The 25711-nt window shown below is 57.8% G+C and carries 23 protein-coding genes and 1 riboswitch; of the genes, 13 read left to right on the top strand and 10 right to left on the bottom strand.

Features of this window, described 5'->3' with window-relative positions:
- From ansA to ACQY5R_RS07885, 3 genes are all read right to left on the bottom strand, one after another.
- On the bottom strand, positions 1-951 hold a 951-nt coding region (gene ansA / locus ACQY5R_RS07875; RefSeq protein ID WP_428606655.1), incomplete at its 3' end, for an asparaginase.
- Positions 948-2375 (bottom strand): aspartate ammonia-lyase, encoded by a 1428-nt coding sequence (locus tag ACQY5R_RS07880; RefSeq protein ID WP_428606657.1) that lies wholly within the window; start codon positions 2373-2375, stop codon positions 948-950. The genes ansA and ACQY5R_RS07880, both read right to left, overlap by 4 nt.
- Before the next feature lie 82 nt (positions 2376-2457).
- A complete protein-coding gene (locus tag ACQY5R_RS07885; protein WP_428606659.1) occupies positions 2458-3933 on the bottom strand; it encodes an alanine/glycine:cation symporter family protein in 1476 nt (491 codons plus the stop codon).
- A gap of 216 nt (positions 3934-4149) precedes the next feature.
- Between ACQY5R_RS07885 and ACQY5R_RS07890 the strand changes: the two genes are divergently transcribed.
- The gene (locus tag ACQY5R_RS07890) at positions 4150-4962 is read left to right on the top strand and encodes a helix-turn-helix transcriptional regulator (RefSeq protein ID WP_428606662.1); all 813 of its coding nucleotides are present in this window, start codon (positions 4150-4152) and stop codon (positions 4960-4962) included.
- A 56-nt stretch (positions 4963-5018) separates the two neighbouring features.
- On the opposite strand, the gene ACQY5R_RS07895 is transcribed toward ACQY5R_RS07890, so the two are convergent.
- The 7 genes from ACQY5R_RS07895 to lrp all read right to left on the bottom strand — a co-directional run bounded on the left by ACQY5R_RS07895 (position 5019) and on the right by lrp (position 11686).
- Entirely contained in the window at positions 5019-7673 is a 2655-nt protein-coding gene (locus tag ACQY5R_RS07895; RefSeq protein ID WP_428606665.1) for a calcium-translocating P-type ATPase, PMCA-type, read from the bottom strand.
- A gap of 1 nt (position 7674) precedes the next feature.
- Positions 7675-8253 (bottom strand): hypothetical protein, encoded by a 579-nt coding sequence (locus tag ACQY5R_RS07900; protein ID WP_428606668.1) that lies wholly within the window; start codon positions 8251-8253, stop codon positions 7675-7677.
- Positions 8254-8275: 22 nt separating this feature from the next.
- The gene (locus ACQY5R_RS07905; RefSeq protein WP_428606671.1) at positions 8276-8545 is read right to left on the bottom strand and encodes a DUF211 domain-containing protein; all 270 of its coding nucleotides are present in this window, start codon (positions 8543-8545) and stop codon (positions 8276-8278) included.
- A gap of 176 nt (positions 8546-8721) precedes the next feature.
- Positions 8722-9141 carry a hypothetical protein gene (locus ACQY5R_RS07910; RefSeq protein ID WP_428606673.1) on the bottom strand — a complete coding sequence of 140 codons (420 nt, stop codon included), beginning with the start codon at positions 9139-9141 and terminating at the stop codon, positions 8722-8724.
- Positions 9142-9242: 101 nt separating this feature from the next.
- Positions 9243-10247, bottom strand: coding sequence for an ABC transporter permease (locus ACQY5R_RS07915; protein ID WP_428606676.1), 1005 nt, complete (start codon positions 10245-10247; stop codon positions 9243-9245).
- Positions 10248-10250: 3 nt separating this feature from the next.
- On the bottom strand, positions 10251-11138 hold the full coding sequence (locus tag ACQY5R_RS07920; protein ID WP_428606679.1) for an ATP-binding cassette domain-containing protein: 888 nt from the start codon (positions 11136-11138) through the stop codon (positions 10251-10253).
- A gap of 56 nt (positions 11139-11194) precedes the next feature.
- Positions 11195-11686, bottom strand: coding sequence for a leucine-responsive transcriptional regulator Lrp (gene lrp / locus ACQY5R_RS07925; RefSeq protein WP_428606682.1), 492 nt, complete (start codon positions 11684-11686; stop codon positions 11195-11197).
- Between the two features lie 156 nt (positions 11687-11842).
- On the opposite strand from lrp, the gene ald reads away from it, so the two are divergent.
- The 12 genes from ald to phbB all read left to right on the top strand — a co-directional run bounded on the left by ald (position 11843) and on the right by phbB (position 25311).
- The gene (gene ald / locus ACQY5R_RS07930; protein WP_428606684.1) at positions 11843-12961 is read left to right on the top strand and encodes an alanine dehydrogenase; all 1119 of its coding nucleotides are present in this window, start codon (positions 11843-11845) and stop codon (positions 12959-12961) included.
- 207 nt (positions 12962-13168) lie between these two features.
- Positions 13169-13396: riboswitch (cobalamin riboswitch) on the top strand.
- A gap of 118 nt (positions 13397-13514) precedes the next feature.
- The gene (locus ACQY5R_RS07935; protein WP_428606687.1) at positions 13515-14102 is read left to right on the top strand and encodes a hypothetical protein; all 588 of its coding nucleotides are present in this window, start codon (positions 13515-13517) and stop codon (positions 14100-14102) included.
- 4 nt (positions 14103-14106) lie between these two features.
- The gene (gene cobO, locus ACQY5R_RS07940; RefSeq protein ID WP_428606690.1) at positions 14107-14712 is read left to right on the top strand and encodes a cob(I)yrinic acid a,c-diamide adenosyltransferase; all 606 of its coding nucleotides are present in this window, start codon (positions 14107-14109) and stop codon (positions 14710-14712) included.
- Positions 14713-14714: 2 nt separating this feature from the next.
- Complete coding sequence (locus tag ACQY5R_RS07945) at positions 14715-15998, top strand: cobyrinate a,c-diamide synthase (RefSeq protein WP_428606975.1); 1284 nt, start codon at positions 14715-14717, stop codon at positions 15996-15998.
- Between the two features lie 494 nt (positions 15999-16492).
- Complete coding sequence (locus tag ACQY5R_RS07950) at positions 16493-17896, top strand: sigma-54 interaction domain-containing protein (protein WP_428606693.1); 1404 nt, start codon at positions 16493-16495, stop codon at positions 17894-17896.
- Between the two features lie 417 nt (positions 17897-18313).
- Complete coding sequence (locus ACQY5R_RS07955; RefSeq protein WP_428606695.1) at positions 18314-19402, top strand: TRAP transporter substrate-binding protein; 1089 nt, start codon at positions 18314-18316, stop codon at positions 19400-19402.
- Positions 19403-19460: 58 nt separating this feature from the next.
- Positions 19461-20087 carry a TRAP transporter small permease subunit gene (locus tag ACQY5R_RS07960; RefSeq protein WP_428606697.1) on the top strand — a complete coding sequence of 209 codons (627 nt, stop codon included), beginning with the start codon at positions 19461-19463 and terminating at the stop codon, positions 20085-20087.
- A gap of 4 nt (positions 20088-20091) precedes the next feature.
- On the top strand, positions 20092-21459 hold the full coding sequence (locus tag ACQY5R_RS07965; protein ID WP_428606700.1) for a TRAP transporter large permease: 1368 nt from the start codon (positions 20092-20094) through the stop codon (positions 21457-21459).
- A gap of 56 nt (positions 21460-21515) precedes the next feature.
- Positions 21516-22010: a universal stress protein gene (locus ACQY5R_RS07970; RefSeq protein WP_428606702.1), complete on the top strand. Its 495-nt coding sequence runs from the start codon at positions 21516-21518 to the stop codon at positions 22008-22010.
- Positions 22011-22027: 17 nt separating this feature from the next.
- Entirely contained in the window at positions 22028-22384 is a 357-nt protein-coding gene (locus ACQY5R_RS07975; RefSeq protein ID WP_428606705.1) for a hypothetical protein, read from the top strand.
- A gap of 25 nt (positions 22385-22409) precedes the next feature.
- On the top strand, positions 22410-24359 hold the full coding sequence (locus ACQY5R_RS07980) for an acyl CoA:acetate/3-ketoacid CoA transferase (RefSeq protein ID WP_428606707.1): 1950 nt from the start codon (positions 22410-22412) through the stop codon (positions 24357-24359).
- 208 nt (positions 24360-24567) lie between these two features.
- Positions 24568-25311 (top strand): acetoacetyl-CoA reductase, encoded by a 744-nt coding sequence (phbB, locus tag ACQY5R_RS07985; RefSeq protein ID WP_428606710.1) that lies wholly within the window; start codon positions 24568-24570, stop codon positions 25309-25311.
- Positions 25312-25711 lie beyond the last annotated feature (400 nt).

The raw sequence follows: 25711 nt of genomic DNA on the forward strand, positions 1-25711 counted from the left end.
TTCCGTCCCAAGCAGGGTGTGGAGTTTGGTGAAAGCGGCCTCCAAGGTCAGATCGGAACCGGGAATGATACCGATCGAGTTCAGGCTGGAGCCGGTCGCGTAAGCTCCTTGGTCAATCCGCCCTTGAATGCACTGGGTGATGTTGACGATGATCTTTCCCCGCTCCACCGCCCGCTCCAGCACGCGCAGTAGTTCCCGGTTGTGATTGGGTGGGTTGCCGACACCGTAGGTCTGCAGAATCAGTCCGTGCACGCGCGCCGGTTGCAACAGGCTGTCGATCATCTGCGCGGATATCCCGGGATAGATCTGCACCATGGTCACCGCCTGTGGATCGTATGCCGGCAAGCGGAAGTCGCGCTCGCCCGGTGGCCGCAGCAGGTTGTTTTGCAGATCGATGTGTATGCCGACTTGTCCCAGCCAGGGGAAGTTGGGCGAATCGAAGGCGTCAAGCCCAGCACTTTTGAGTTTGGTGCTGCGGTTGCCGCGCAGCAGTCGCCCGTCAAAAAAGATGCACACCTCGGATATCCGGTTATCGCCGGCCAACATCAGGGCGGTTACCAGGTTGTCCAGGGCGTCATTGCGTAACTCGGTCAACGGGATCTGCGAGCCGGTCAAGATGACCGGCTTGTCGATACCGCGCAGCATAAACGACAGGGCAGAGGCGGTATAAGCCATGGTGTCGGTGCCGTGAAGGATGACGAAGCCATCATAGGCGTCCCACTGCTCGATGACTTCCCCGCCGATGCGGCACCAATCCGACGGGGTCAGATTGGCGCTGTCGATAAGCGTTTCGAGTTCGACAAGTTCATAGTCGGGCAACTGATGGGTGGCCCGCGCCTGCAGGTGTTCCTTGAGCAGGCGACCGAACCCACGCAGCGGAACATAGCCACGGTCCGATGGTTCCATGCCAATCGTTCCGCCGGTGTAAAGGATTAGAACACGTGGCTTCATGACGGGCTGACAGATGATTGGACCGGTTGCGGCGCCAGCATGGATTGCGGGCTCAACAACTGCTCCAGTTTCGTTTCGTCCAACAGGCCTTCCGCCAATACCAGTTCCCGTACAGTGGCACCGCTGTGCAACGCCTGGGCGGCGATACGCGACGAGTTGGCGTAGCCGATATGGGGTACCAGCGCCGTGATGCAGCCGATGCTGTTGTTAAGGTGTTGTGCGCAGCGTTCGACGTCCGCCTCGATGCCGCGGATACAACGATGTTCCAGCATGGTACAGGCCGATCCCAGCATCTTCATGGAGTTGAGCAGGTTGTAGATGATTAACGGTTCCATCGCGTTGAGCTGAAGCTGGCCGGCTTCGGCGGCGAGGGTTACCGCCAGGTCGTTGGCAATAACCTGGTAGGCGCTTTGATTCACCGCTTCCGGGATCACTGGATTCACCTTTCCGGGCATGATCGATGACCCGGGTTGCATGGGCGGCAGGCGGATCTCTCCGAAACCGGTACGGGGACCGCTGGAGAGCAGGCGCAGGTCATTGGCAATCTTGCCGAGCTTCACCGCAAAGCGGCGCAGGATGCCGGAGAACAACACGAAGGCGCCCATGTCGGAGGTCGCCTCCACCAGATTGGAGGCCGGGGTCATCGGCTTGCCGGAGAGTTCGGACAGGTGACGTATCGCCAACGCCGAGTATTGCGGATGGGTATTGATACCGGTGCCAATGGCGGTACCCCCCAGGTTCACTTCAGAGAGCAGCGTGCACGCTTCGCGCAGGCGCTCCACATCCTCACCCAGGGTGACTGAGAACGCCTCGAACTCTTGGCCTAAAGTCATGGGGACGGCATCCTGCAGTTGGGTGCGTCCCATCTTGACCACGTCGGCGAACTCCACCCCCTTATCGGCGAATGCCTGTGTCAGGCTGAGAATGGTGTCGATCAGCGGATCGGCGGCGCAAACGATCGCCAGGCTCGCCGCGGTGGGGTAGGCATCGTTGGTCGACTGGGAACAGTTGACGTCATCGTTGGGATGCAGATAGCGATACTCGCCCCGTTGATGGCCCAGTTTTTCCAGAGCGAGATTGGCGATCACTTCGTTGGCATTCATGTTGGTGGAGGTGCCGGCTCCGCCCTGAATCAAGTCAACCACAAACTGGTCGTGCAACCGACCGCTGCAGATCTCTTCGCACGCGGCCATGATGGCATTCGCCTTGACGCTGTCCAGCAGTCCCAGTTCGGCATTCGCTTTGGCGGCGGCGGCCTTGACCATCGCGAGCGCATTCACCAGTTGCGGAAAATGACTGATGGGCACGCCGGTGATGGCGAAGTTATCCAGTGCGCGCTGGGTCTGGATGCCGTACCAGGCATCGGCGGGGATCTCCATGTCGCCCAAAAGATCGTGTTCCATTCGCATTTTCATGGCTTTCATTATTCCGATAAGGTCAGTAAGGGTGTGCGTATTTCGGACCGGCTTCCCCCGGAGAATCGGCTCCGGGAGAAGCGGGCGCCGGTTAGTTTTCCGCGGTTACCAGGGAAGCGGGACGGGGTTCGGATAGTTGTATCGTCTGGTCCTCCGGTTCCAGTTGCCAGGCGTCCGGGTCAATATTGAGGTCGCTGAATGCCGCGGCGTCAAATACCGGCGTCTCGATGCCTGACTGCAGTTGCCGGTCGTAATCCTTCATGATCCGCAGGCCGGGCTTGAACAGCAGCGCCAGCGCGGCGAGGTTGGCCAGGGCCAGCAGTCCCATGGTGACGTCGGCAAAGGCGAACACTGTGCCCAGGTCCATGATGGCACCCCAGCAAACAAGGCAAATGATCGCGACCCGGAACGAGTTAAACAGCGTCTGGTTCTCTTCCTTGAAGAAGTTGAGGCTGTTTTCACCCAGGTAGTAGTTGTAAAGAATGGTACTGAAGCCGAACAGCAGCAGTGCGATGCTTACGTACAGGCGACCCCACTCACCCACGTGGTCGGCCAGGGCTGTCTGGGTCAAGGCGACGCCACCCATATTGCCGATGGTTGCGGGGTCGTAGATGCCGCTTAGCAGAATGATAAAGGCGGTACAGGAGCAGAGGATCAAGGTGTCGATAAACACCGAGAAGGATTGCACGATACCCTGATTGGCCGGGTGCGGGACATAGGCCACAGCGGCCACATTGGGTGCGCTGCCCAGTCCCGCTTCGTTGGAAAACAGGCCGCGTTTGACGCCCATCAGAATAGCGGCGCCGATGCCACCGCCGATAGCCGGTTCAATGCCGAATGCGCTGCGCACGATCAGCATGAACACATCCGGCAACTGGCTGATATTGAGTCCCAGCACAACCAGCGCGATGGCCAGATAGCCCAGTGCCATGACTGGTACCAGTACTTCCGCCACTTTGGCGATACGCTTGACTCCGCCGAAAATAATCAGGCCCACGATGAGCGCGAGGGCGATACCGGTGTAGTAGACCGAGATGCCAAAGGCGTCTTCGAACGAGGTGGCGATGGAATAGGATTGCAGGGCGGTAAAACCGAATCCGAAGGTGATCAGCAGCAGGGCGGAATAGAGGGTTGCCAGCCACTTCCAGTTACTGCCAAGACCGCGGGCGATGTAGTAGGCGGGACCGCCACGGTAGGTGCCGTCCGGCTCGGCCTGTTTGTAAACCTGGGCGAGAGTGCATTCAAAATAGCTGGTGGCCATTCCCATCAGGCCGACCATCCACATCCAGAAGATTGCACCGGGGCCGCCCAGGGTGATCGCGATGGCGACACCGGCAATGTTACCGCCGCCGACACGACCGGCTACCGAGAGCAGCAGCGCCTGGAAAGAGCTCAGGTGGCCATGTTGGTCGCGCTTGAACGCGTGCTTGGTGCTGAGGATGCGAAACATGCGTCCGAAGTAGCGGAACTGTACGAATCGTGAGGCCAGGGTGAACCAGATACCGATGCCAAGCAGTACGGTGATCAGTACTTTGCCCCAGAGCAGGTCGTTGAGTAGATCGAGCATATGCAGTCTCCATGTGCGATTGAAATCGCTTTTTGTTGACGAGGTGCGCTATTTAACCAACTGGGCGGGTTAGAAAAAATTTGACGGAGTGGTGTTTATTGGCGCATTTTGGCGCTAACAGAGCGTCTAACTGCTAAAGATGCGCCCTGTGCCGGCTTTGGCGGTTGTACTACTATGTGGCACGGAAAATTGAGCGTGAGGAGGCTACAGCGACCCATGAATGAGGATTTTGCCCGTAATCTACGGTTGCTATGCAGTTACTACAAATCTATTGCCGAGGTTTGCCGAAAGCTCAATATCAATCGTCCCCAATTCAATCGCTACCTGACCGGCCGCTATAAGCCCTCCGCCAACACTATGTTGCGGTTCTGCGATTTTTTCGGCGTCGAAGAGCACGAGATTCTGTTGCCGCACAATCAGTTCCAACGTCTGATCAAGGTGCGTCCTAGCAAGTCGACCTTCGTGGAAGCCGAGCTACCGGAGTTTACCCATCTGAGGCGTTTGCAACAGATCGGCACCGCAGGTATGGATCGATATCTGGGGTACTATTTCGAGTATTACCTTTCCATGGCTTGTCCGGGAAGGATCTTGCGTACCCTGATCCATCTGGTGCGTCAGGGTGACAGCATTTATTACCAGCGTACCGAGCGCCTTCGGGAACGTCCGAATGAGAAATCTTGTCACGGCATCTATCTCGGTATCGCCTACTTCCTGACCGACCGGATCTTTATGGTCGATTACGAATCGCTAACCGGCCATGAAATCACCGAGACGATACTTTACCCTTCCTTCAGGAATCGGGTTTCGCGCCTCAATGGATTGAAGCTGGGCGTCTCCGGGAGTGGCGAACGCATGCCCAGTTGCATGCGGGTCACCTACGAATACCTGGGCAGTTCGGTCGATACCCATCGGGCACTGTCGCTCTGTGGCCTCTACGAACTGGACTCGGATGAGATCGATTTGTCGTTCAAGAACGCGGTCATCAATAAGATGGACGAAGGGGAATGGCACTTCCGGGCGCGGCACTGACAGCGTGTGACCCGGTAGGTTAACTGCAATGCTCTCAAAGCGATCGAACGATCCCGCTATCGCTGATCTTGCCGGCCCGTCGCATTGTAAAGGAATCCCTGGCGCACCAGTAGTTTCTCGCACTCCACCACGACCAGGGTCAGGGATGACAGCGCGAAGCAGACGCCCAGGTCAAACAGGGGCAGGGGCTGGGTATTGAACAAGGGGTTCAGCGCCGGGACATAGATGACCGCCAACTGCAGGGCGACGGTCAGCAGCACGGCACCCAGCAGGGCAACGTTACTCCACAGGCCCTGGCGGAACAGCGATTGGCGTTCACTGCGCACCGCCAGTGAGTGGAACAGTTGCGACAAGGTCAGTACGGTAAACACCACGGTTTGCCAATAGGCGTGGCCCTGGCCGATGGCCCAGGCCTGGGAAGCGATGGAAATGCCGCCGATAAACAGGCCGACCCAAAGGATATGCTGCCACATGCCGTGGGCGAAGATACTCTCCTGCGGTGGTCGGGGCGGACGTTGCATGGTGCCCGGCTCCTCCGGTTCCACCGTGAAGGCGAGCCCGGGCAGACCATCGGTGACCAGATTGATCCAGAGGATATGGATCGGCAATAGCGGCACCGGCAAGCCGAGGAACGGGGCCAGGAACAGGGTCCAGATTTCGCCCGAGTTGGAGGTCATGGTGTATTTGATGAACTTGCGGATGTTGTCGAAAATACGCCGGCCTTCGCGCACCGCTTTGACAATGGTGGCGAAGTTATCATCCAGCAACACCATGTCGGAGGCCTGGCGCGCTACGTCAGTACCCTTTTTGCCCATGGCGACACCGATGCCGGCCTGTTTCAAGGCGGGGGCGTCGTTCACCCCGTCGCCGGTCATGGCGACAAACTCGCCCTGTTTCTGCAGTGCCTGCACAATACGTATCTTTTGGGCGGGGGAAACCCGTGCGTAGATCCGCACCGTGCCGACAAGATGGCTCAGTTCGGTGTCGCTCAGCCGATCCAGCTCCCGCCCGGTCACGACCCGTGCCGGTGCCTCGACGATACCCAGCCGACTGGCGATGGCTTGAGCGGTACCCGGGTGGTCGCCGGTGATCATTACCGGGGTGATGCCGGCCGAACGGCAATCGGCCACGGCCGCCAACGCCTCGGGCCGTGGCGGATCGATCAGCGCGACCAGCCCCAGCAGGGTCAGCGTCTGGTCGCAGCCCGTGAGGCTTTCGGGCAGTTCGTTAAAGCGGCGTTGGGCAACGGCGATCACCCGGAAGCCTTGGGTAGCCAGTTGGTCCGCTTGGGTCAGCAGAGTGTCGAGATCCAGTGCGTACGGACCCTGCTCTCCCAACTGGTCCCGGCAACGTTCCAGCACATTTTCGGGTGCACCCTTGACATAGGCGATCCCCCCTTCCGTCTGCCGATGCAGGGTGATCATCAATTTGCGTGTGCTGTCGAAGGGGAGTTCCGCCAGTCTCGGAAACGCTTGCTCAAGTGTCTGCTTGTGATAGCCGGCGGATTCGGCCGCGTGATACAGGGCCAACTCGGTCGGCTCGCCGTGCAGGTCATGATCGTTCTCTACCACGTCGTTGCACAGCGCCAACGCCCGTCCCAGTTGCACGGCATGGGTGCGGCCCGCAGTCTGATCCAGGTGGGTAAAGGATTCGCCGGCGATTACAAAGGTTTCGGCGGACATGCGGTTTTCTGTCAGGGTGCCGGTCTTGTCCGAGCAGATGTAAGTGACGGATCCGAGGGTTTCCACCGCCGGCAGATTGCGCACCAGGCTATTGTGACGGCTGAGCCGGCGTGCACCCAGTGCCAGTGAAATGGTGATTACCGCTGGCAGCGCTTCGGGGATGGCCGCCACCGCCAGACTGATCGCGGTCAACAACATCAACAGTATCGGCTGCCCTTGCAGTAGTCCGGTGATGAATACCAGGGTGCAGATCACCAGGATGGACAGGGCCAGGTAACGGCCGAAACGCGCCATGCGTATCTGCAGCGGCGTCTGCACCGCTTTCTGTGCGCTCAGCAGCGTGGCGATCTGGCCTATCTCTGTCTGCATGCCGGTGGCGGTCACCACACCCCGTCCGCGTCCCCGGGTAACGTGGCTGCCCCGGAAGACCATGTTATCACGGTCGCCGGGCGGCAGGTTGGGGGTCTCAATCGCTTCGCTGGTTTTGTGGGCGGCCTGGGATTCTCCGGTCAACGAGGATTCATCACACTCCAGTCCGACCGCTTCCAGCAACCGCATGTCGGCGCCCACCAGATTGCCGGCCTCCAGGGAAACGATGTCGCCGGGTACTAGGTCGGTTGCCGTGACGAACTGATTTTTTCCGTTACGGCGTACGGATACGCGGGCGATGTCCAGGGCGCGCAGGGCGGCCACCGCCCGCTCGGCGCGGTACGCCTGGACGGCACCGATCAAGCCATTGAGCAGCAGGATAACCAGGATGGCAACAGTGTCTTCCAGATCGCCGATAAAGCCGGAGATCAGCGCGGCGGCCATCAGTACCAGGATCATGAAGTCGCTGAACTGGCGTAGTACCAGTGTTACCAGCGATGTCCGTTCTCCTTCATGGATTTGGTTGGGTCCGTATTCGTCTTGGCGTTGTGCGGTTTGCGCACTACTGAGACCCTGTTGCGTATCGCTCTCCAATATCGCGACCACCTGATCGGCAGGCAGTCGGTACCACGCTGCGCTGTTATTCGCAGGACTGCTCATTTTACTGTTCGATCAGCAGAATCAGAACAACTGTGGTCAGTGCAATTGCCATGGTCTTTATTCCACTCAACCACCAAGACGTGCCGCCGATATTGCCAAGAAATGCTCCCAGTCCAAAGATGCAGAAAAATGCTGTGGTAATCGCTATCAATAAGGGGTCCGGTGAGAATTCGACGCCACTTTGGACGAGGAGTAGTGGGGAAATAATAATCAGTGACATGAGCAGCGGTGCGGCGCCATTGACAATGGCGATCAACAGCGGGATGACTCGTGCCGCATTGGCATGGGCACTTTCGGAGAGGTCGGCCACCATGGCTTCCTCTAGATCAGCCAGGGCCTTGCGGCGCTCTGCTGTTTCACTTAGATAAGCGCTCGAGACCCCACTGATAGCGAGGGCGATAGCGGCGCCGAGGCAGGCACTGATAACCACTTCCAGGACCGCCTGGCTGCTCAGATAGAAACCGGTGATTAACCCCAGCATGGTCAACGCTCCGTCAAAACCATTGACCACAAAATAGCGCCGGATGATGCCGTGTGACCGGGTTAGTTGCAGCCAGAGTTGCAGTTTTCTAATTGCCATGAGTAATCAACGCCCGACAAGCCTACTCTGTCGCTTCGGCCTCATTGCTTACCTCTACAGCATCTATACTGTGGAGCGAGGCGCCCATTTCACTAATAGTTGCTCGAATCTCTTCATAGTCAATATCGGACCCTTCGATCTCGACTTGCAAGGTCTCCGTCTTTTCATCCATTTCCAAGACGGAAAGTCGGATCTTGTAATTCCCTTTTTCTGCCAGTACCTTGCTGAATTCAATGACGTTGGGATGATGAGGTTTGAGAATATCTAACAGCAAACGCCTTAGTCGAATCATGGATTCCCACCTGATGTGATTAGCCCACTGTCTAGTATGGCTAATAGAATCTCCTGTGTTGGTAAAAACGCTTCTAAGGAAGGGGCGTCCGTCTGAAATCACAAGCCTTCGCGTCTGCCAATTCCCGGTTGGAAATGATATAGGTTACTTTTTACGTGTCATTTTCCGGTTAAGGATTAGCTTTTTCCACAAGTTTGATCGATGCGTTTTGACAGGCCGATGCGCTGGGCATGCGCCTTTTTTAACCGCTCGAATTTCTCTTTGTCTTTCTCCTGCAATGCCTGCACGCGCTCTTTGTATTGTCGATACGCCAATACACTTTCAAAGAAAAACTCTTTGTCCGAAATCTTATCCATCTCGGTTTGCCAGCAGTCGCAATTCAGCGCCGGTTTTTTCTGCTTGGCCTGTCTACAGGCGCTAAGCATTTTTTCTCTTCCCTTCGCCATCTGTCCGTTTGCCGTCGCCAGTTCAAAACCTTTCAGGTTCTGTTCGTTAGCGAAAAACTTATCCATCTCTGGATTACTGTCGGCCAATGTCGGGGCGGCCAGCGAACAGATAATCAGTGCGGTAGGCCAGGTGTTTCTCTTCAGGCTCATGATCTCTCCTTGGATTAGAACTTATTTTGTTGGCGCCAATGTAAAATGAAAATCGATTACCCGCGCCATCCTACACGACAGGCCGTGTCCGGGCTTTGACCCTATTCCCACTTGAAGCTACGCGCCCCGATGGTCATGAACACCACACTCATGGCCAGCATGATCAGTAGATGCGGGGTGATATCCAGCAATCCGGCACCGTCGATCATGATGGCGCGGGCGGCTTCGATCATGTGGGTCAGTGGAAAGATCTGCGCCGATTGCTGAATGAGTGGTGGTGATCCCTCCAGCGAGAACCAGACGCCGGAGAGCATCATCATCGGCCAACTGATCAGGTTCAGCAGGCCGTTGGCAGTCTCTTCACTGGAGAGGCGTGCGGCAATGATCAGGCTCAGGCAGATCATGCTGAAGGTGCCGACGACCAGTACCAGCAACAGCGTGAGGTAGGAGCCGTACATGCGAAAGCCCACCAACAGATTGGTGCCGGCGTATACCAGACTGGTGACAATGACGATTAGCCAGAGACGCGACATCACCTGGGCGGTGAGAAATTCGACAGCGGTGAGCGGCGTCGCCTTGAGTCGTTTCAGTACGCCGTTCTTACGGTAGCGGACAATTACGTAACCGACACCGAACAGGGAGCTGAACATGATGTTCATGCCCAGCACACCGGGGATCAGCCAATCCACATAACGGATCGGTTCACCGGTCACGGTCTGCTTGTCCAACGGGTTGTCACCCCCCCGCAACAGCTGCTCCAGTATATAGCCGTTGGTCGATTGATCATTGATCCAGTAGCGGCCGCTGCGGCTGTCCAGCAGCATATCCAATTGGTGACGCTCAACTTTGGTGATGGCCGGTTCCAGCTCCTCCACCGGGATGAACTGGATATGCTTCAGTTGCAGAAAATGCTCGGTACCGGGTGACTGTTGCTGTGGTGAAAGCAGGCCCACCTTGAACAGATTCTGGCCGCCGGTGCTGAAGGCAAAGGCAAAACCGAACACGATCAACACCGGTAGCACGATATTCCAGGAGAGCGCGCTACGGTCGCGGAGAAACTCCAGGTTACGGGCCTTGAATACGGCGAAGAAACGGCGCAATCCCATGGGTTAACTCCTCAGCTCGCGGCCGGTCAGTTCAAGAAACAGATCTTCCAGGGTCCGGGAGCGGATCTGCAGGTGGGTGAGGGGGACCTGTTGGGCGATCAGCCACTCAATGCTGGCATTGATGTCGTCACTCAGTATCTCCACCTGGCCGTTCACGCGGTGCAGCTTCAACTGCGTATTGCTGTCGATTGATTCCGGTACGTCATTCGCCGGCAGGCAGATCACCGAGTGGTCGAAATGTTTCTTCAACAACTCCCGCGGTGAACCCTGGGCGATGATCTGGCCGTGATCCATGATGGCGATTTCGTCGCACAACTCGTAGGCCTCTTCCATATAGTGGGTGGTGAGCACCAGGGTTTTCTGCTCTTGCTTGATGTCGTTGACCAAGTGCCAGAAATTACGGCGTGCCTGGGGGTCGAGGCCGGTGGTGGGTTCGTCCAGGAACACGATCTCCGGATCGTTGATCAGCGCGATGGCCAGCAACAGACGCTGCCGCTGCCCGCCGGACAGGCGGCGTACGTCCCGGTCCAGGAACTCTCCCAGGGCGCAGCGTTCGATCAATTCGTCAAGCGGTCGGGTGCGGGGATAGAAGCGGCCGAACAGCTTCAGGATCTCGCCGACTCGGATAAACTCCTGCAGCGCGGTCTCCTGGAACATGATGCCCGCTTCCCGTCGAAATGCCGGGCCCACCGGTTCGCCCTTGTAGCGGATATCCCCCTGGGTCGGGGTGATGATTCCCTCCAGCATCTCCACGGTGGTGGTTTTTCCCGCTCCATTGGGTCCCAACAGGCCGAAGCAGGTGCCGCGCTCAATACGGAAGCTGACGCCGTTCACCGCCTGGACATGGGCGAAATGCTTAACCAGATTGTCGACTTGCAGGATGCTGCTCATGGGCGGTCCAATAGAATTGAGAGGTGAGGGGTAGCCTATCCGGATGCCGCCCGGAGTCAACCCGGTATGTCGATCGACAGTGTCTCTTTCAACTCTTCCATCACTACGTAACTTTTGGTGTCGCGGACGCCGGGCAGGCCGTGCATGATTTCGCCGAGCAATTCCCGGTAAGAGGCCATGTCGGAGATCCTGACCTTGATCAGGTAGTCGAAATCGCCGGACACCAGGTGGCACTCCTGTACCTGGGTGAGTTTGAGTACGGCGCTGCGGAACTGGTCGAAGATGTCGGAGGAGTTGTATTCCAGGCTGACCTCGACATAGATCAACAGGCTGGCCGCCAACAACTGGGGATTCAGTATGGCGCAGTAGCCCTTGATGTATCCCTCTTGCTCCAGCCGCTTGACCCGCTCCAGGCAGGGTGAGGTGGAGAGCCCCACCGCCTTGCCCAATTCGACATAGGAAATACGGCCGTCGACCTGCAAGGTGCGCAAGATGCGTCGGTCTATGCGGTCCAGCAATCTTGCCTGTGATTTTTTGGCTATGCTCATAATATTTATTGCCATCAGTGAATATGCCAGCAAATTTTAGCGTAAAATAGTAAACAAAACGAAAAAATGCCGAGAGAAATAGTCTAAATTCTTAATACTGTTTGTTGACGACAACGATTACTACCAACCGTCCAACCTCTAGTCTGGAGAGAACCTATGCTCATCGGTGTACCCAAAGAGATCAAAAATAACGAATACCGGGTCGGCCTCACCCCTGCCAGCGTCAGTGAACTGATTCATCATGGACATCAAGTCATGGTGGAGACCCAGGCGGGTGTCGGTATCGGTTTTGACGATTCCGCCTACCAGGCGGTGGGGGCCGAGATCGTTGCTGCGGCTGAGACCATTTTCGAACGGGCCGAGATGGTGGTGAAGGTCAAAGAGCCGCAACCGAACGAATGCCGCATGTTGCGTGAGGGACAGCTGCTGTTTACCTATCTGCATCTGGCTCCCGATCCTACCCAGACCGAGCTGTTGGTCGCCTCCGGTGTCACCGCTATTGCTTATGAAACCGTCACGGATAAGCGCGGCGGCTTGCCGCTGCTGGTGCCGATGTCGGAAGTGGCCGGGCGCATGTCGATCCAGGCGGGTGCCATGTGTCTGGAAAAATCCCACGGCGGGGCGGGTCTGTTGCTGGGTGGCGTGCCGGGTGTGGCGCCGGCCAATGTGGTGGTGATCGGCGGCGGTGTGGTCGGTACCAACGCCATCCGTATGGCGATGGGTCTGGAAGCGCATGTCACGGTACTCGATCGCTCCATCGAACGCCTGGCGGAGCTGGATCTGCAGTTTGGCGGCCGACTCAACACCATCTACTCCACCAAGGAGGCGCTGGAGCAGTATGTGCTGGATGCCGATCTGGTGGTGGGGGCGGTACTGGTGCCTGGGGCTGCCGCTCCTAAACTGGTTACCCGTGAAATGCTCGGCCGGATGAAGCCGGGCTCGGTGTTGGTGGATGTGGCGATCGACCAGGGCGGCTGTTTTGAAACGTCCCACGCCACCACCCATGCCGATCCCACCTATATCGTGGATAACATTGTCCATTACTGTGTCGCCAACATGCCAGGCGCCGTTGCCCGGACCTCCACCTTTGCCCTGAACAACGCCACGCTACCGTTTGCCCTGGCGCTGGCTGATAAGGGTTTCCCCAAGGCGCTGGCGGATGATCCCTGCTTGCTGGCCGGATTGAATGTGCACAAGGGTCGGGTGACCTACGAAGCGGTGGCCCACGATCTGGGTTACGATTATTTGCCGGCCGCCGAGGCGTTGTCACGCTGACACGGTTCACCGATTCATTGGCAGAGGGGCGGGGTCGCGCAGGATGCAGGACCCCGTTCTATTTTGTCGTTCTGGATGAATCGGCAATCGGTAGCATGGAGCGAGCTATCTTACCTATATCGATTGTCCCTCATGCGGTAACCGGATAGTTGCAATAAACCGTGCCTTGAGGGCGGTTTGTTGACACCCCAACGGCTTTGCTATAGCTTCCTTTGATCTGCTTCAGGTGTCCCGCGGGTATCCGCCCACGGGATGAAACGGGAAGCCGGTGCGTTCCTGACCCAGTCAGATTATGAACAAGTCCGGCGCTGCCCCCGCAACGGTAAGCGAGTTACGACGGATCACACGGCCACTGCGTCTCGACGTGGGAAGGCGGTCCGTCCGGTAGTCCTACCACTCGCCAGCCCGGAGACCGGCCTGAGCAGGAAAGTTGACATTGCGGAGGGCGATGCGGCGACTGCAGCGGGTTTTCCGCTCTGTTCGTTTATCTTCTCCTCTGTCGTGTCGTTCTGCCACTGTTTGGCGCACGGGTCGGTGCGTCCGAGGAAAAAATATGAACAGATTGACCCTTTCCAACAACAACCAACTGCTTATCGGTATGGTCCTGGTGCTGCTTATCATCGCCACTCGCGGTCACCATTTCGCTACCTTACAAAACCTGCCCGGTGCCACCTGGGCCTGTTTCTTTCTTGCCGGTGTCTACCTGCGTCCTGTCTGGGTACTGCCCGGGCTGTTCGCACTTGCCGGGTTGCTGGATTACGCCGCGATCACCTGGGGGGGCGTCAACGCCTTCTGTGTGACGCCGGCCTATCTGCTTCTGCTACCTGCCTATGGCGCGCTCTGGACAGCCGGGCGCTGGTATGCCGGCCGCCACCGCTTTGCCTGGTGTACCCTGTTGCCGCTGATCGGCGCGGCACTGGTTGGGGCGACGGTTTGTGAGCTGTTTTCCAGCGGCGGGTTCTACTTCTTTTCCGGACGCTTTGCGGAACCGACCCTGACGGAATTCGGCGTGCGACTGCTGCGTTATTTCCCGGCTTACCTGCAATCGCTGGCCTTCTATCTGGGCGTCGCCGCTGTCGTGCACCTGCTGTTCGGTTTGGTGCGCGGAGCGCCGTCATCCCATCATCTGGACGCAGGATAAACATATGAGTGAGTCGGATAAATCGTCGCGTCACCGCCAACGCATGCAACGCAAAAAGACGGTGGTGGATAGCGCCATCGCCCAAGCGGATCAGGACAAGGGGCTGTTGCTGGTCCTCACCGGTAACGGCAAAGGCAAATCCAGTTCCGCCTTCGGCATGCTGGCGCGCGCCTTGGGACACGGTATGCAGGTCGGTGTGGCGCAGTTTGTCAAAGGGCGTAGTGATACCGGGGAAGAGGGCTTCTTCAGCCGTCAGCCCGGCGTGACCTGGCATGTACTGGGTGAGGGGTTTACCTGGGAGACGCAGAATCTCGAACAGGATATCGCCACCGCACAACGCGGCTGGGAGACAGTACGGACGCTGTTACGGGATCCGGCCATCGGGCTGGTGGTGCTGGATGAACTCACCTATCCGCTCAAGTATGGTTGGTTGGAGCTGTCAACCGTCCTGGATGATCTGGTGGCGCGCCCACCGATGCAGCATGTGGTGATCACCGGCCGGGGGGCGCCCGACGCGTTGTGTGAAGCGGCCGATACGGTCACCGGACTGACCGATATCAAACACGCTTTCCGGGCCGGCATCCGGGCGCAGCCGGGAGTCGATTGGTGAGCGTGCGGCGCTGTCCCGCACTGTTCATTACGGCGCCCGCATCCGGGCAGGGCAAGACCACGGTTACGGCGGCGCTGGCGCGGTTGTACCGCGACCGGGGACTGCGTGTGCGGGTGTTCAAAACCGGCCCCGATTTTCTCGACCCGATGATCCTGCAGCGGGCCTCGGGTCATCCGGTGTATCAGCTCGATCTCTGGATGGGGGGCGAAGCCCATTGCCGACAACTACTGTACGAGGCGGCGGGGTCAGCCGATCTGATCCTGATCGAAGGGGTGATGGGGCTGTTCGACGGCAACCCCTGCAGCGCCGATCTGGCCGCACTGTTCGGTATCCCGGTGTTGGCAGTGATCGACGGCAGCGCCATGGCGCAGACCTTTGGTGCGATCGTGCACGGTTTGCAGCATTACCGACCGGGGTTGGCTTTTGCCGGGGTATTGGCCAACCGGGTGGCGGGCGAAGGCCATTACCGGATGCTCAGAGAGAGTCTGCCGGGCGGAGTGACCGCTTACGGTTGGCTGGCGCGGGAGGCGGAGATCGCGCTGCCGGAGCGCCATCTGGGCCTGCTGCAGGCGGATGAGATCGGTGATCTGGACGCGCGCATTGCGCGCTCCGCGCAAGCGCTGAAGCAGGTTACTCATGACCTGCCGCAACCGGTCCGGTTTACCGCCACGCAAACCGAAGCCTTGCCGCCGTTGCTGGCCGGTGTGCGTATCGCGTTGGCAGACGATGCTGCATTCACCTTTTTGTACCGGGCCAATCTTGAACTGCTGCAAGCGCTGGGCGCCAGGTTACTTCCGTTTTCGCCGCTGGCCGATCATACGCTGCCTGCGGCCGATGCGCTCTACCTGCCGGGTGGTTATCCAGAGCTGCACCTCGACCGGTTGGCAGCCAACCACGCCATGAAGCAGGCGATAAGCGCGCACCATGCCGCCGGCAGGCCGCTGCTGGCCGAGTGTGGCGGCATGCTCTACCTGTTGGAGTCGTTGACCGATCTGCAGGGCCACTGCGCCGATCTGGTCGGCCTGTTGCCGGGTCGATCGGTGATGCAGTCGCGATTGGCCAACCTGGGTTTGCAGCGGGCAGCGTTGCCGGAAGGCGAGTTGCGGGGGCATACCTTCCACCACTCCCGCATGACGGAGCCGCCCGAAGCATCCGGATACGCCGAAGCCGCCCGGCATCAGGGCAGGGGGGAGGCGATCTATCGCCAGGGGCGATTGCTGGCCTCCTATCTACACTGGTATTTCCCCTCCAATCCCGTTGCGGCGGCACGGCTGTTTCTGCCCTGAGTCAGTACGGCATGGGTCAAAGTGACCCGTTTCGAGCTATTCTTCCGCGCGCTTTTGTCGCATCTTTTTTTATCCTCTTGCCCTTCTCAGGAAAGGCCGATGAGCCCGCTAGACAGCGGCATCTGCAATACGGCGCAGGCCTCTGGCACCCGAAGGGTGAGTGGGCCTTGAATGACAGGATGAGGGGGTATGAATAAACAGCGAGTGACCTCATCCTATCCCCTCACCCCAACCCTCTCCCTGAAGGAGAGGGGGTAGTAGTGGGTGCAATTAATCGGACGATGAACTACATTTGGCTGTACAGTCAGCGTCGCTGCCGGTGGGATAAATAGTCCCTGAAAGCAGGTTAACAGTGCCACAGATTGGCTGCAGAGATGATCCCGGCGGAGACTGGGAAGTGTTGTTTCCTTTCCGGTAAAACGCCCGTTGTGCCGGGAATCAAGAGCAAATGCGGCCACGCAAACCTGGCACCGCAATTTTTGGAAAACCGCCCTATGAGTGCATACCGTGACATTCAGTCCACACTGGTCGATTCGCTTTTCGATGTCTTGGAGGAGATGTGCGAGGGTGCTATTTCGGTGGACGAGAAGGCACGCATCGTTTGGATTAACTCGAAATATCTCACCCTGCTGGGGTTCGATAACGAAGACGATGTGCTGGGACAAAATATTGAGCAAGTGATTCCCGAAAGTATGCTTGCCCATGTGGTGGAGACGGGGCGGCCGATCTTGCTGGATATCATGCACTTCAATGATCGTCACTTCGTGGTCAGCCGCCTGCCGCTGCATAGCGATAGCGGCGAAGTGATCGGCGCTGTCGGTTTTGTGCTGTACGACAATCTGGATTACCTGAAGCCGTTGATCTCCAAGTTTGAGATACTGCAGCAGCGGCTTTCCAATGCGGAAGCGAAGCTGGCGGCCGAGCGGCGTACCCGCTACAGCATCGCCAATATTATCGGTCGTAGCGCCCACATCAATGACCTGAAAGAGAAGGCGCGGGCCATCGCCCGGCATACCAGTCCGGTGTTGATCCTGGGGGAGACCGGTACCGGCAAGGAGCTGTTGGCCCAGTCGATTCACTCCGCCTCGGTGCGGCGGCATGAACCGTTCGTGGCCGTCAACGTGGCGGCCATTCCCGAGAGCTTGCTGGAGGCGGAATTCTTCGGTGTCAGCCCGGGCGCCTACACCGGGGCGGATAAACGGGCGGCGCTCGGCAAGTTTGCGCTCGCCAATGGCGGTACGCTGTTCCTGGATGAGATCGGCGACATGCCGTTGCAGTTGCAAGCCAAGCTACTGCGGGTGCTGGAGGAGCAGGAGTTCGAACCCGTCGGCTCCAACCGGGTGGAGAAGGTGGATGTGCGCATCATTGCCGCCACCTCCCAGGGGTTGGAAGAGAAGGTGAAACAGGGCGGTTTCCGCAGCGATCTCTATTACCGGCTCAATGTGTTGCTGCTCGAAGTGCCGCCGCTGCGCGAGCGGCTCGAGGATATCAAGCCGCTGAGTGAGTATTTCCTGGAGACCCTTGCTTCACGCAGTGGCGAAGCGCTGAAGGTGATCGACCGTGACGGTCTGGCGGTGCTGGAGTCCCACAGCTGGCCGGGCAATGTACGGGAGTTGAAGAACACCCTGGAGCGGGCTTGTCTCATGAGCACCAGTGAAAGCCTCTCCGCCAGCGGTTTACGACCCTTTGTACCGGCCGGGCAGGGTGTGGCGGTGAGCACGGTTCTGCCGCTTGAGCCCGGGCTCTCGCTGCCGGCCCGTATCGCCAGTATCGAACGGCAGGCGATCAGTCGCGCGCTGGAGCTGACCGGCGGTAAAAAAGCCCCGGCGGCACGTATGCTGGGCATCTCCCGCTCGCAACTCTATGACAAGATCCGCGATCACCGTCTGTCCGAATAGACGACAGTTGATGTCGTATTTTCACGCACTTCATTAAATTCCTTCCAAAACAGTATGTTATAGCGTTTCTTGGGAATAGTGTCTGAATCCCGGACAATATTGGTCGCTCCCAGTCAGACTGCTAGAACTCTCTAACTAACTGAAATATAAAGTTATTATCTCTCAAGCTCTGTCTGGCACAGCGGTTGCACTCTACTGCTCCAAGCGATAAGCGACCGACCGCTTCGGTGGTACGGACGCAGGAAGAGAGGAGGAGTGGATGGGGTACCGTTCTGTTCATTCATGTATCAATCGATCGGCCGGGCGTTTTCTGCCGGTTTCTCCTGCTGCTGTTCGCTTTCCGTTCCCTTCTTGGCCCAGCGGGTCCGTCGGGAAATCGTTTTGATTTTTCAAATATCACCAGTGTGGAGGTACGCGATGAGTAGTGTAAATGAGATGAAATCCAACCGGCAGGCAAAGGTTACGAGGGTACTCGGTGCGGCGATGCTTGGTGGCACGCTGGTGCTGGCGCAGGCCGCTCAGGCGGCGGAAAACGTTCGCTGGAAAGTGCCGGTTGCTTTCGGCACCAACCTTCCTGCCCTGGGTGACAATATCAACTATGTGGCCGAAGCCTTGAAGGCGGCTTCCGATGGTAGCGTGCAGTTCAAGGTCTTTGAACCCGGTAAGTTGGTCCCGCCCTTTTCCATTACCGATGCGGTGAAGGATAACAAGGTCCAGGCCGGTTACACCTGGGTTGGTTATGACCAGGGCAAGATCCCCTCGGCACCGCTGTTCGCCGCCCGCCCCTTCGGTATGGAACCGTGGGAATACACCGCCTGGTGGTATGAGGGTGGTGGCAAGGCACTGGGAGAAGCCGTTTATGGGGAGCACAACGTCCATCCGGTGCTGTGCGGCATTATCGGCCCGGAGACGGCGGGTTGGTTCCGCAATGAGATCAAATCGCTGGATGATCTGAAGGGACTGAAGATTCGTTTTGCCGGGCTTGGCGGACGGGTCATGCAGAAACTCGGCGCTTCGGTCACCATGTTACCGGGTGGCGAAATCTTCCAGGCATTGGAAAAGGGCGCCATCGATGCCTCCGAATTCTCCATGCCGGCGATCGACCAGAAGCTCGGTTTCGACCGGGTCGTCAAATACAACTACTTCCCCGGCTGGCACCAGACCTACACCGCCTTCCATCTAGTGGTGAACAAAGGCGTCTGGGACAAACTCTCTAACGCCAACCGTGCGCTGATCGACATGGCCTGTACCGCCGGGGTGATGCGCAATCTGTCGGAGGGTGAGGCGATCCAGGGGCCGATTATCGCCGGGTTCAAGGAGAAGGGGGTGCATGCCAACCGCTTGCCGGAAAACCTGCTGCGTGAACTGCAGACCCTCACCCAACAGGTGATGACTGAAGAGTCGGATAAGGATGCCCACTTCAAGGAGGTCTACGAGTCCCAGGAAGCCTTCTCGAAAAATTACAAGGTCTGGAAAAGCCTGGGTTATCTCCCGCGCGACTTCTGATTCGATCTTGAACCATGGGCACAACAGCTAGCGCAATGATCAGGTGGAGGAGAACAGGATGGCAACGGGTACAACAGAGCAAAGCGTGAGGGCGATATCCGATGAGCCGGATCTCCTGCACGAACTCATCCATCATGTTGAGTTGCCGGAGACGGCCTTCTCCCGGGGCGTGGACCGTCTCCTGCGGGTGATCGGCTCGACCATCTCCTGGATTTGGGTGTTGCTGGTGGCGATCATCATTACCAATGTGACCATGCGTTACCTGTTGGGCGAAGGGCGGATTGAGTTCGAGGAGATCCAGTGGCATCTCTATTCCATCGGTTTTCTCCTCGGACTCTCCTACTGTATGGAGTCTGACGACCACGTGCGGGTCGACGTGCTGTATGAGCGTTTCAGCCTGCGCACTAAAGCCTGGGTGGAACTGTTCGGTATTCTGTTGTTGCTGATGCCGTTTCTGTTCCTGGTGTTGCGCTATAGCGTGCCCTTCTTTCTCTACTCCTGGTCTACCGGCGAGGTGTCGGAGGCGCCGGGAGGTCTACCGGCGCGTTGGGCTATCAAGTCGTTTTTGTTCATCGGGTTTGGCTTTCTGCTCGTGGCTGCCTGTTCAAGGCTCTCACGCGTGACCGCTTATCTGTTTGGTCGGCCGACGGCCTTGCCGCCGGCTGCCACCCATAAGGAGACGTGATGCCATGGCCTTCAGTGAAATCCTCTGTATCTTAATGTTTGCCAGTTTTATCGGATTGCTATTCAGCGGTTTTCCGGTGGCGTGGGTATTGGGCGGGTTGGCCTTCCTGTTCACCGTTATCGGTTGGCTGACCGGTACCTATACCGACCTCATGGCGGATTCGTTTTACTCTATCGACTGGCCTTACACATCGGCGGTGGTGGATCGCATCTGGGATGTGATGAAAAACTGGGTGCTGGTGGCGTTGCCCATGTTTATCTTTATGGGGTTGATGCTGGACCGTTCCGGTATTGCCGGTCAGTTGATGGGTAATTTCGTCAAGCTGTTTGGTCGCATGCGTGGCGGTTACGCGGTAACGGTGGCGCTGATCGGCATCTTGCTGGCTGCCTCTACCGGTATTATCGGCGCTTCGGTAGTGTTGCTGTCGCTGCTTGGCCTGCCGGTGATGCTGGAAAACAAATACCGCCCCTCGTTCGCGGCCGGTACCGTCTGTTCGGTCGGTACCCTCGGTATCCTGATACCGCCGAGCATCATGCTGGTGTTGATGGCGGACCGGCTCGCCATGTCGGTGGGCGATCTGTTTCTCGGGGCGCTGATTCCCGGCGTGCTGTTGGGCGTCCTCTATATCGGCTATATGGTGTTATACGCTGCGCTGGTGCCCGGTGCCGCCCCGGCACCCCAGCATAGCGACGAGGTCACCTGGAAACTGTTTCTGGGCGTGCTGTGGGCGGTGTTGCCGCCTGCCGGACTCATCCTGGCGGTACTCGGTACCATCTTCATGGGTCTGGCTACGCCCACCGAGGCGTCGGGCGTCGGCGCCTTCGGCGCCATACTGCTGGCCTGGGCCAATCGCCAGCTGAATCTCGACGTGTTTCGCGAGGTGTGCCAACAGACCACCCGGACCACCGCCTTTATCTTTGCCATCTTTCTGGGAGCGACCGCGTTTTCCCTGGTGTTTCGGGGGCTGGGCGGTGATGAGTTGATCGAGTCCGGATTGACCTCGCTGCCTTTTGGTCCCACCGGTATCGTTATCGCTATCCTGGCATTCACCTTTCTATTGGGCTTTTTCCTCGACTGGATTGAGATCACCCTGATCGTCCTGCCGCTGGTGGGCCCGGTGGTACAGAATCTGGGCTTCGATCTGGTCTGGTTTACCGTGCTGTTTGCGGTCTGCCTGCAGACCTCTTTCCTTACCCCGCCGGTGGGCTTTGCGCTGTTTTACCTGAAGGGGGTGGCGCCCAAAGAGGTGACGGTGGCGCACATCTACAAAGGGGTGTTGCCGTTTATCGCCCTGCAGCTTCTTGGGCTGGCCCTGGTGTTCGTGTGGCAAGACCTGGTCACCTGGTTACCCAGTGTCGCCTACGGAAAGTAACCCGGGGATAGGCATGGGCCTGAATCGCACACGTTGACAACAGAGGGAAAACGACCATGTTGGCTTTAATCAAAAAGATTCTTTACGCCACTGATCTGGGGGGAAATGCGCCCCGTGTCTTCAACTATGCCGTGAGTCTCGCCAAGAGTTGTGAGGCGGAGATCCATCTGCTCCATGCGATCGAGCCGTTGGGCCATACCGGTCGTACCCTGGTGCGTAGCGTGGTGCCGGACAAACAGTTTGATGATCTGGAGCGTCAGGGGCTGGAGCATGTACGTAACGCCATCCATCAACGACTCGCCGAGTTCGCCCAACGTGAGTTGGGCACGGACGATGAACGGGCCACCCTGGTCAACAAGATCGTCATCGCTGAGGGGCAAGCGGATACGGTGATCATCCAGCAAGCCGAGCAGATCGGGGCTGACCTGATCGTGATGGGCACCCATAGCCAGTCGACGCTGGATCGGGTGTTGCTGGGGTCGGTGGCGCGGAAGGTGACACACCTGAGTACCATCCCGGTTTTGCTGGTGCCGATTCCTGCGGAAAGCTGACGTCCAGGGAGTGGCCGATGTCGAAGATTGTGCTGAAGACGGAGATCGATGCGCCGCCGGGGCTGGTCTGGCTGACGCTGCGCTATTTTACACTGACGGCCAACTGGCACCCTTTTCTGGAACAACAGTTACACTATGACGATGTACAGCAGCTTCTGGTCTGTAGCATGAAACAGAGTGCGTTACCGATTGAGAACTGTTCGGTGGAGATCCGTGTCAGCGCCAATGAAAAAGGGGTCTCGACCATACACTGGACCGGCATTTTTTGCGCTACACGTCGTCATGAAATGGTAGCGGCGAAAGAGCTGCAACGGATTTTTCACGGCTATCTATCGCAACTCGAAGCGATGTTTAATGGCAGCGGCAAAACCTGATCGGTGGATGCTGTGAGGAGGGCATGTGCGTAATAAAGTGGTCTCACTGGAAGATGCGATCGCCATTATTCAGGACGGCGACGGGATCTGCACCTCGGGTTTTGTCGGCATCGGTACACCGGATGAGTTGTTGGAGGGATTGGAACAGCGATTCCTGACAACCGGTACACCGCGCAATCTGACCCTGATGTTTGCCGCCGGCCAGGGCGACGGCAAGGAGAAGGGGCTCAATAAACTGGGCCACGATGGATTGCTGAAGCGGGTGATTGGCGGTCATTGGGGTCTGATTCCCAAAGTCGGCCGGCTGGCGATAGAGGGTCGGATCGAGGCTTACAACCTGCCCCAGGGCTGCATCTCTCACCTGTTCCGGGATACGGCAGCGGGTAAGCCGGGCACCCTCAGTCGCGTCGGCCTCGGTACCTTCGTCGATCCGCGCCTGGGCGGCGGCAAGTTGAATGCCATCACCGAGGAAGAGATCGTCAAGTTGATCGAGATCGAAGGCGAAGAGATGCTTTTTTACAAAGCCTGTCCGCTGCAGGTAGCGCTGATTCGCGGTACCACGGCCGATCCCTCCGGCAATATCTCCATGGAGCGTGAAGCGCTGTTATTGGATAACCTGGCGATGGCGATGGCCGTGAAAAACGCCAACGGTGTAGTCATTGCGCAAGTGGAGCGTATCGCCCGCCAGGGTTCGCTGAGCAGTCGTGATGTAGTGATCCCGGCGGCGCTGGTGGATTGCATCGTGGTGGCACGTCCGGAAAACCACATGCAGACCTACGCCACCCACTATTCGCCGGCTTATTCGGGAGAAATCACCGTTCCGCTGGAAGATCTGGAAACCCCGCCGTTGGATCTGCGCAAGGTGATCGCGCGGCGCTGTGCGCTGGAGCTGCCGCCGAACGGTGTGATCAATCTTGGCATCGGTATGCCGGAGGGTGTGGCGGCGGTCGCCGTGGAAGAGAATATTCTTGATCTGCTCACCCTGACTGCCGAACCGGGCATTATCGGCGGGATGCCCGCCAGCGGTCTCGACTTCGGTGCGGCCGTCAATACCGAGGCGTTGATACACCAGAACCAACAGTTCGATTTCTACGATGGAGGTGGCCTTGATCTGGCTTGTCTTGGTATGGCCGAGGCCGACCGGCAGGGCAACGTCAATGTGAGTCGCTTCGGTTCCAAACTGGCCGGTGCCGGTGGATTTATCAATATCAGCCAGAATGCCCGGCGCCTGGTGTTTGCCGGTACCTTCACCGCCGGCGGGCTCAATATCGAGATTACCGATGGCAGGCTACTGATCCAGCAGGAGGGGCGTGCCCATAAATTCCAGCAGGCGGTAGGGCAGATCACCTTTTCCGGCCAGTTGGCGGCACGCCAGGGACAGTCAGTGCTGTATGTGACCGAACGCTGCGTGTTTCGGCTTCGCGCCGACGGCGCACTGGAGCTGATTGAGATCGCACCCGGCATCGATCTGGAGCGGGATATCCTGGCGCACATGGCGTTTCGTCCGGTCATCGACAGTCCCAAGATCATGGATGAACGTATTTTCCGTGTAGAGCCGATGGGCTTGAAAGCGATCCTGCTTGATCTGCATCTGGATGATCGCATCGGTTATGACCCGCAACGCAACATGTTGTTTCTCAATTTCGAAAACATGTCGATTCGCAATGTGGCCGATGTGGAAGCGGTGCGTCGTGCCGTCGAGGAGAAGTGTCAGGAGATTGGTCGACGTGTCGACGTAGTGGTGAATTACGGTGGAGTACAGATTGAAGAGGCGGCGACGGAAGCCTATGCCAACATGGTTAAGCAGATGGAGGACCGCTACTACCACCGCATTTCGCGCTATGCCACCAGTGCCTTCATGCGTATGAAACTGGGCAACATCTTAACCCGAACAGTTGCCCCCCATGTCTTTGAAAGTCGATCGGAGGCGCAACGTTTTATCGACCGGATTGATACGGATGACGCACCGGCGTGAATCGCTCCTCTCTTCCAGGCAGGTGGTTTCCCATCATCGGGTATTGAGGCTTCGCTGGGCTGACTGAGCGAGTGGAGTGGATTCTGTCCGGTCGCAAGATCGGGCGACAGCTCAGGCGGGCCAGTTTCCTGGCCAACTGAGTCAAGCGGTATCGGTATTTTTATCCCGATACTGAAGCAATCATTATGTGCAACCGTGGAGTGTAGAAATGGCAGGTAAAGTCGTGGTAGTAACCGGAGGCGTCGGCGGTATCGGGCGGGCGATCTGTAGTGAATTGGCGGCGGCGGGAAACCGGGTGATCGCCACCTATGTCGAGGCGGAGAAGTCGTCGGGGGAGAGTTGGCAGGCGGCGCAACAAGCGCTGGGTCATACCATCCATCTGGCGCCGTGCGATGTCACCGATGCGACCGCCTGTGAAATGATACTGGAACAGATTGCCGAGCGCCATGGTGCGGTCGATATACTGGTTAACTGTGCCGGAATTACCCAGGACGGGATGTTTAGAAAGATGGATCACTCGCAGTGGACTCAGGTAATCGATACCAATCTCAACAGCGTCTATAACATGACCCGCCCGCTGATCAACGGCATGATCGAGCGCGGTTTCGGACGCATTATCAATATCGCATCGGTCAATGGCCAAAAGGGCCAGTTCGGGCAGACCAACTATTCCGCCGCTAAAGCGGGTATGCACGGTTTCACTATGGCTTTGGCGCAGGAGACGGCCAGCAAGGGGATTACCGTCAACACTGTTTCACCCGGTTATATCGGTACCGCCATGGTGATGGCAATCGCCGAAGAGGTGCGCAATAAGATCGTGGCGCAGATCCCGGTTGGCCGGCTGGGGCAATCGGAAGAGATTGCCCGTGTCGTCGCTTTCCTGGCGGATGAACATAACGGCTTTATCACCGGCGCCAATATCGATATCAACGGCGGTCAGTGGATGCATTAGACGGTACACCATGCTGTGTCGCAATTTGTCCCCCTTCCCTCGGGAGGGGGGGATCAAGGCTGTTCAGTACTAAGTCTGCTTCATATCTGCCGGCTATTCTTACCCCTTTTCCTTACAACCTCTTGAACAGCCCCTTTTATTGGCCGATCACGCATTCGGTACGATGTGCTATGACATGCATTCTGTAAGGTTTATTGAAAGCAATGAAAACGATGGCTCAAATATGATTACCTTGTACCGAGCATTGTTACTGTAACGGTGGCTGCACACTTTCTAGTCTATACTTGCTCTAAAGTTTAGGGACTGAATGACCCCACGGTGATTTGGTATTAGAACTGTTCTGTCAACACGGAGCGGTACGATGCATTGGCTTTCCTCTGAAAAGTTGACTGGGACTTTT

This window comes from Sedimenticola sp. (assembly GCF_050289425.1).
GTDB lineage: Bacteria > Pseudomonadota > Gammaproteobacteria > Chromatiales > Chromatiaceae > Sedimenticola.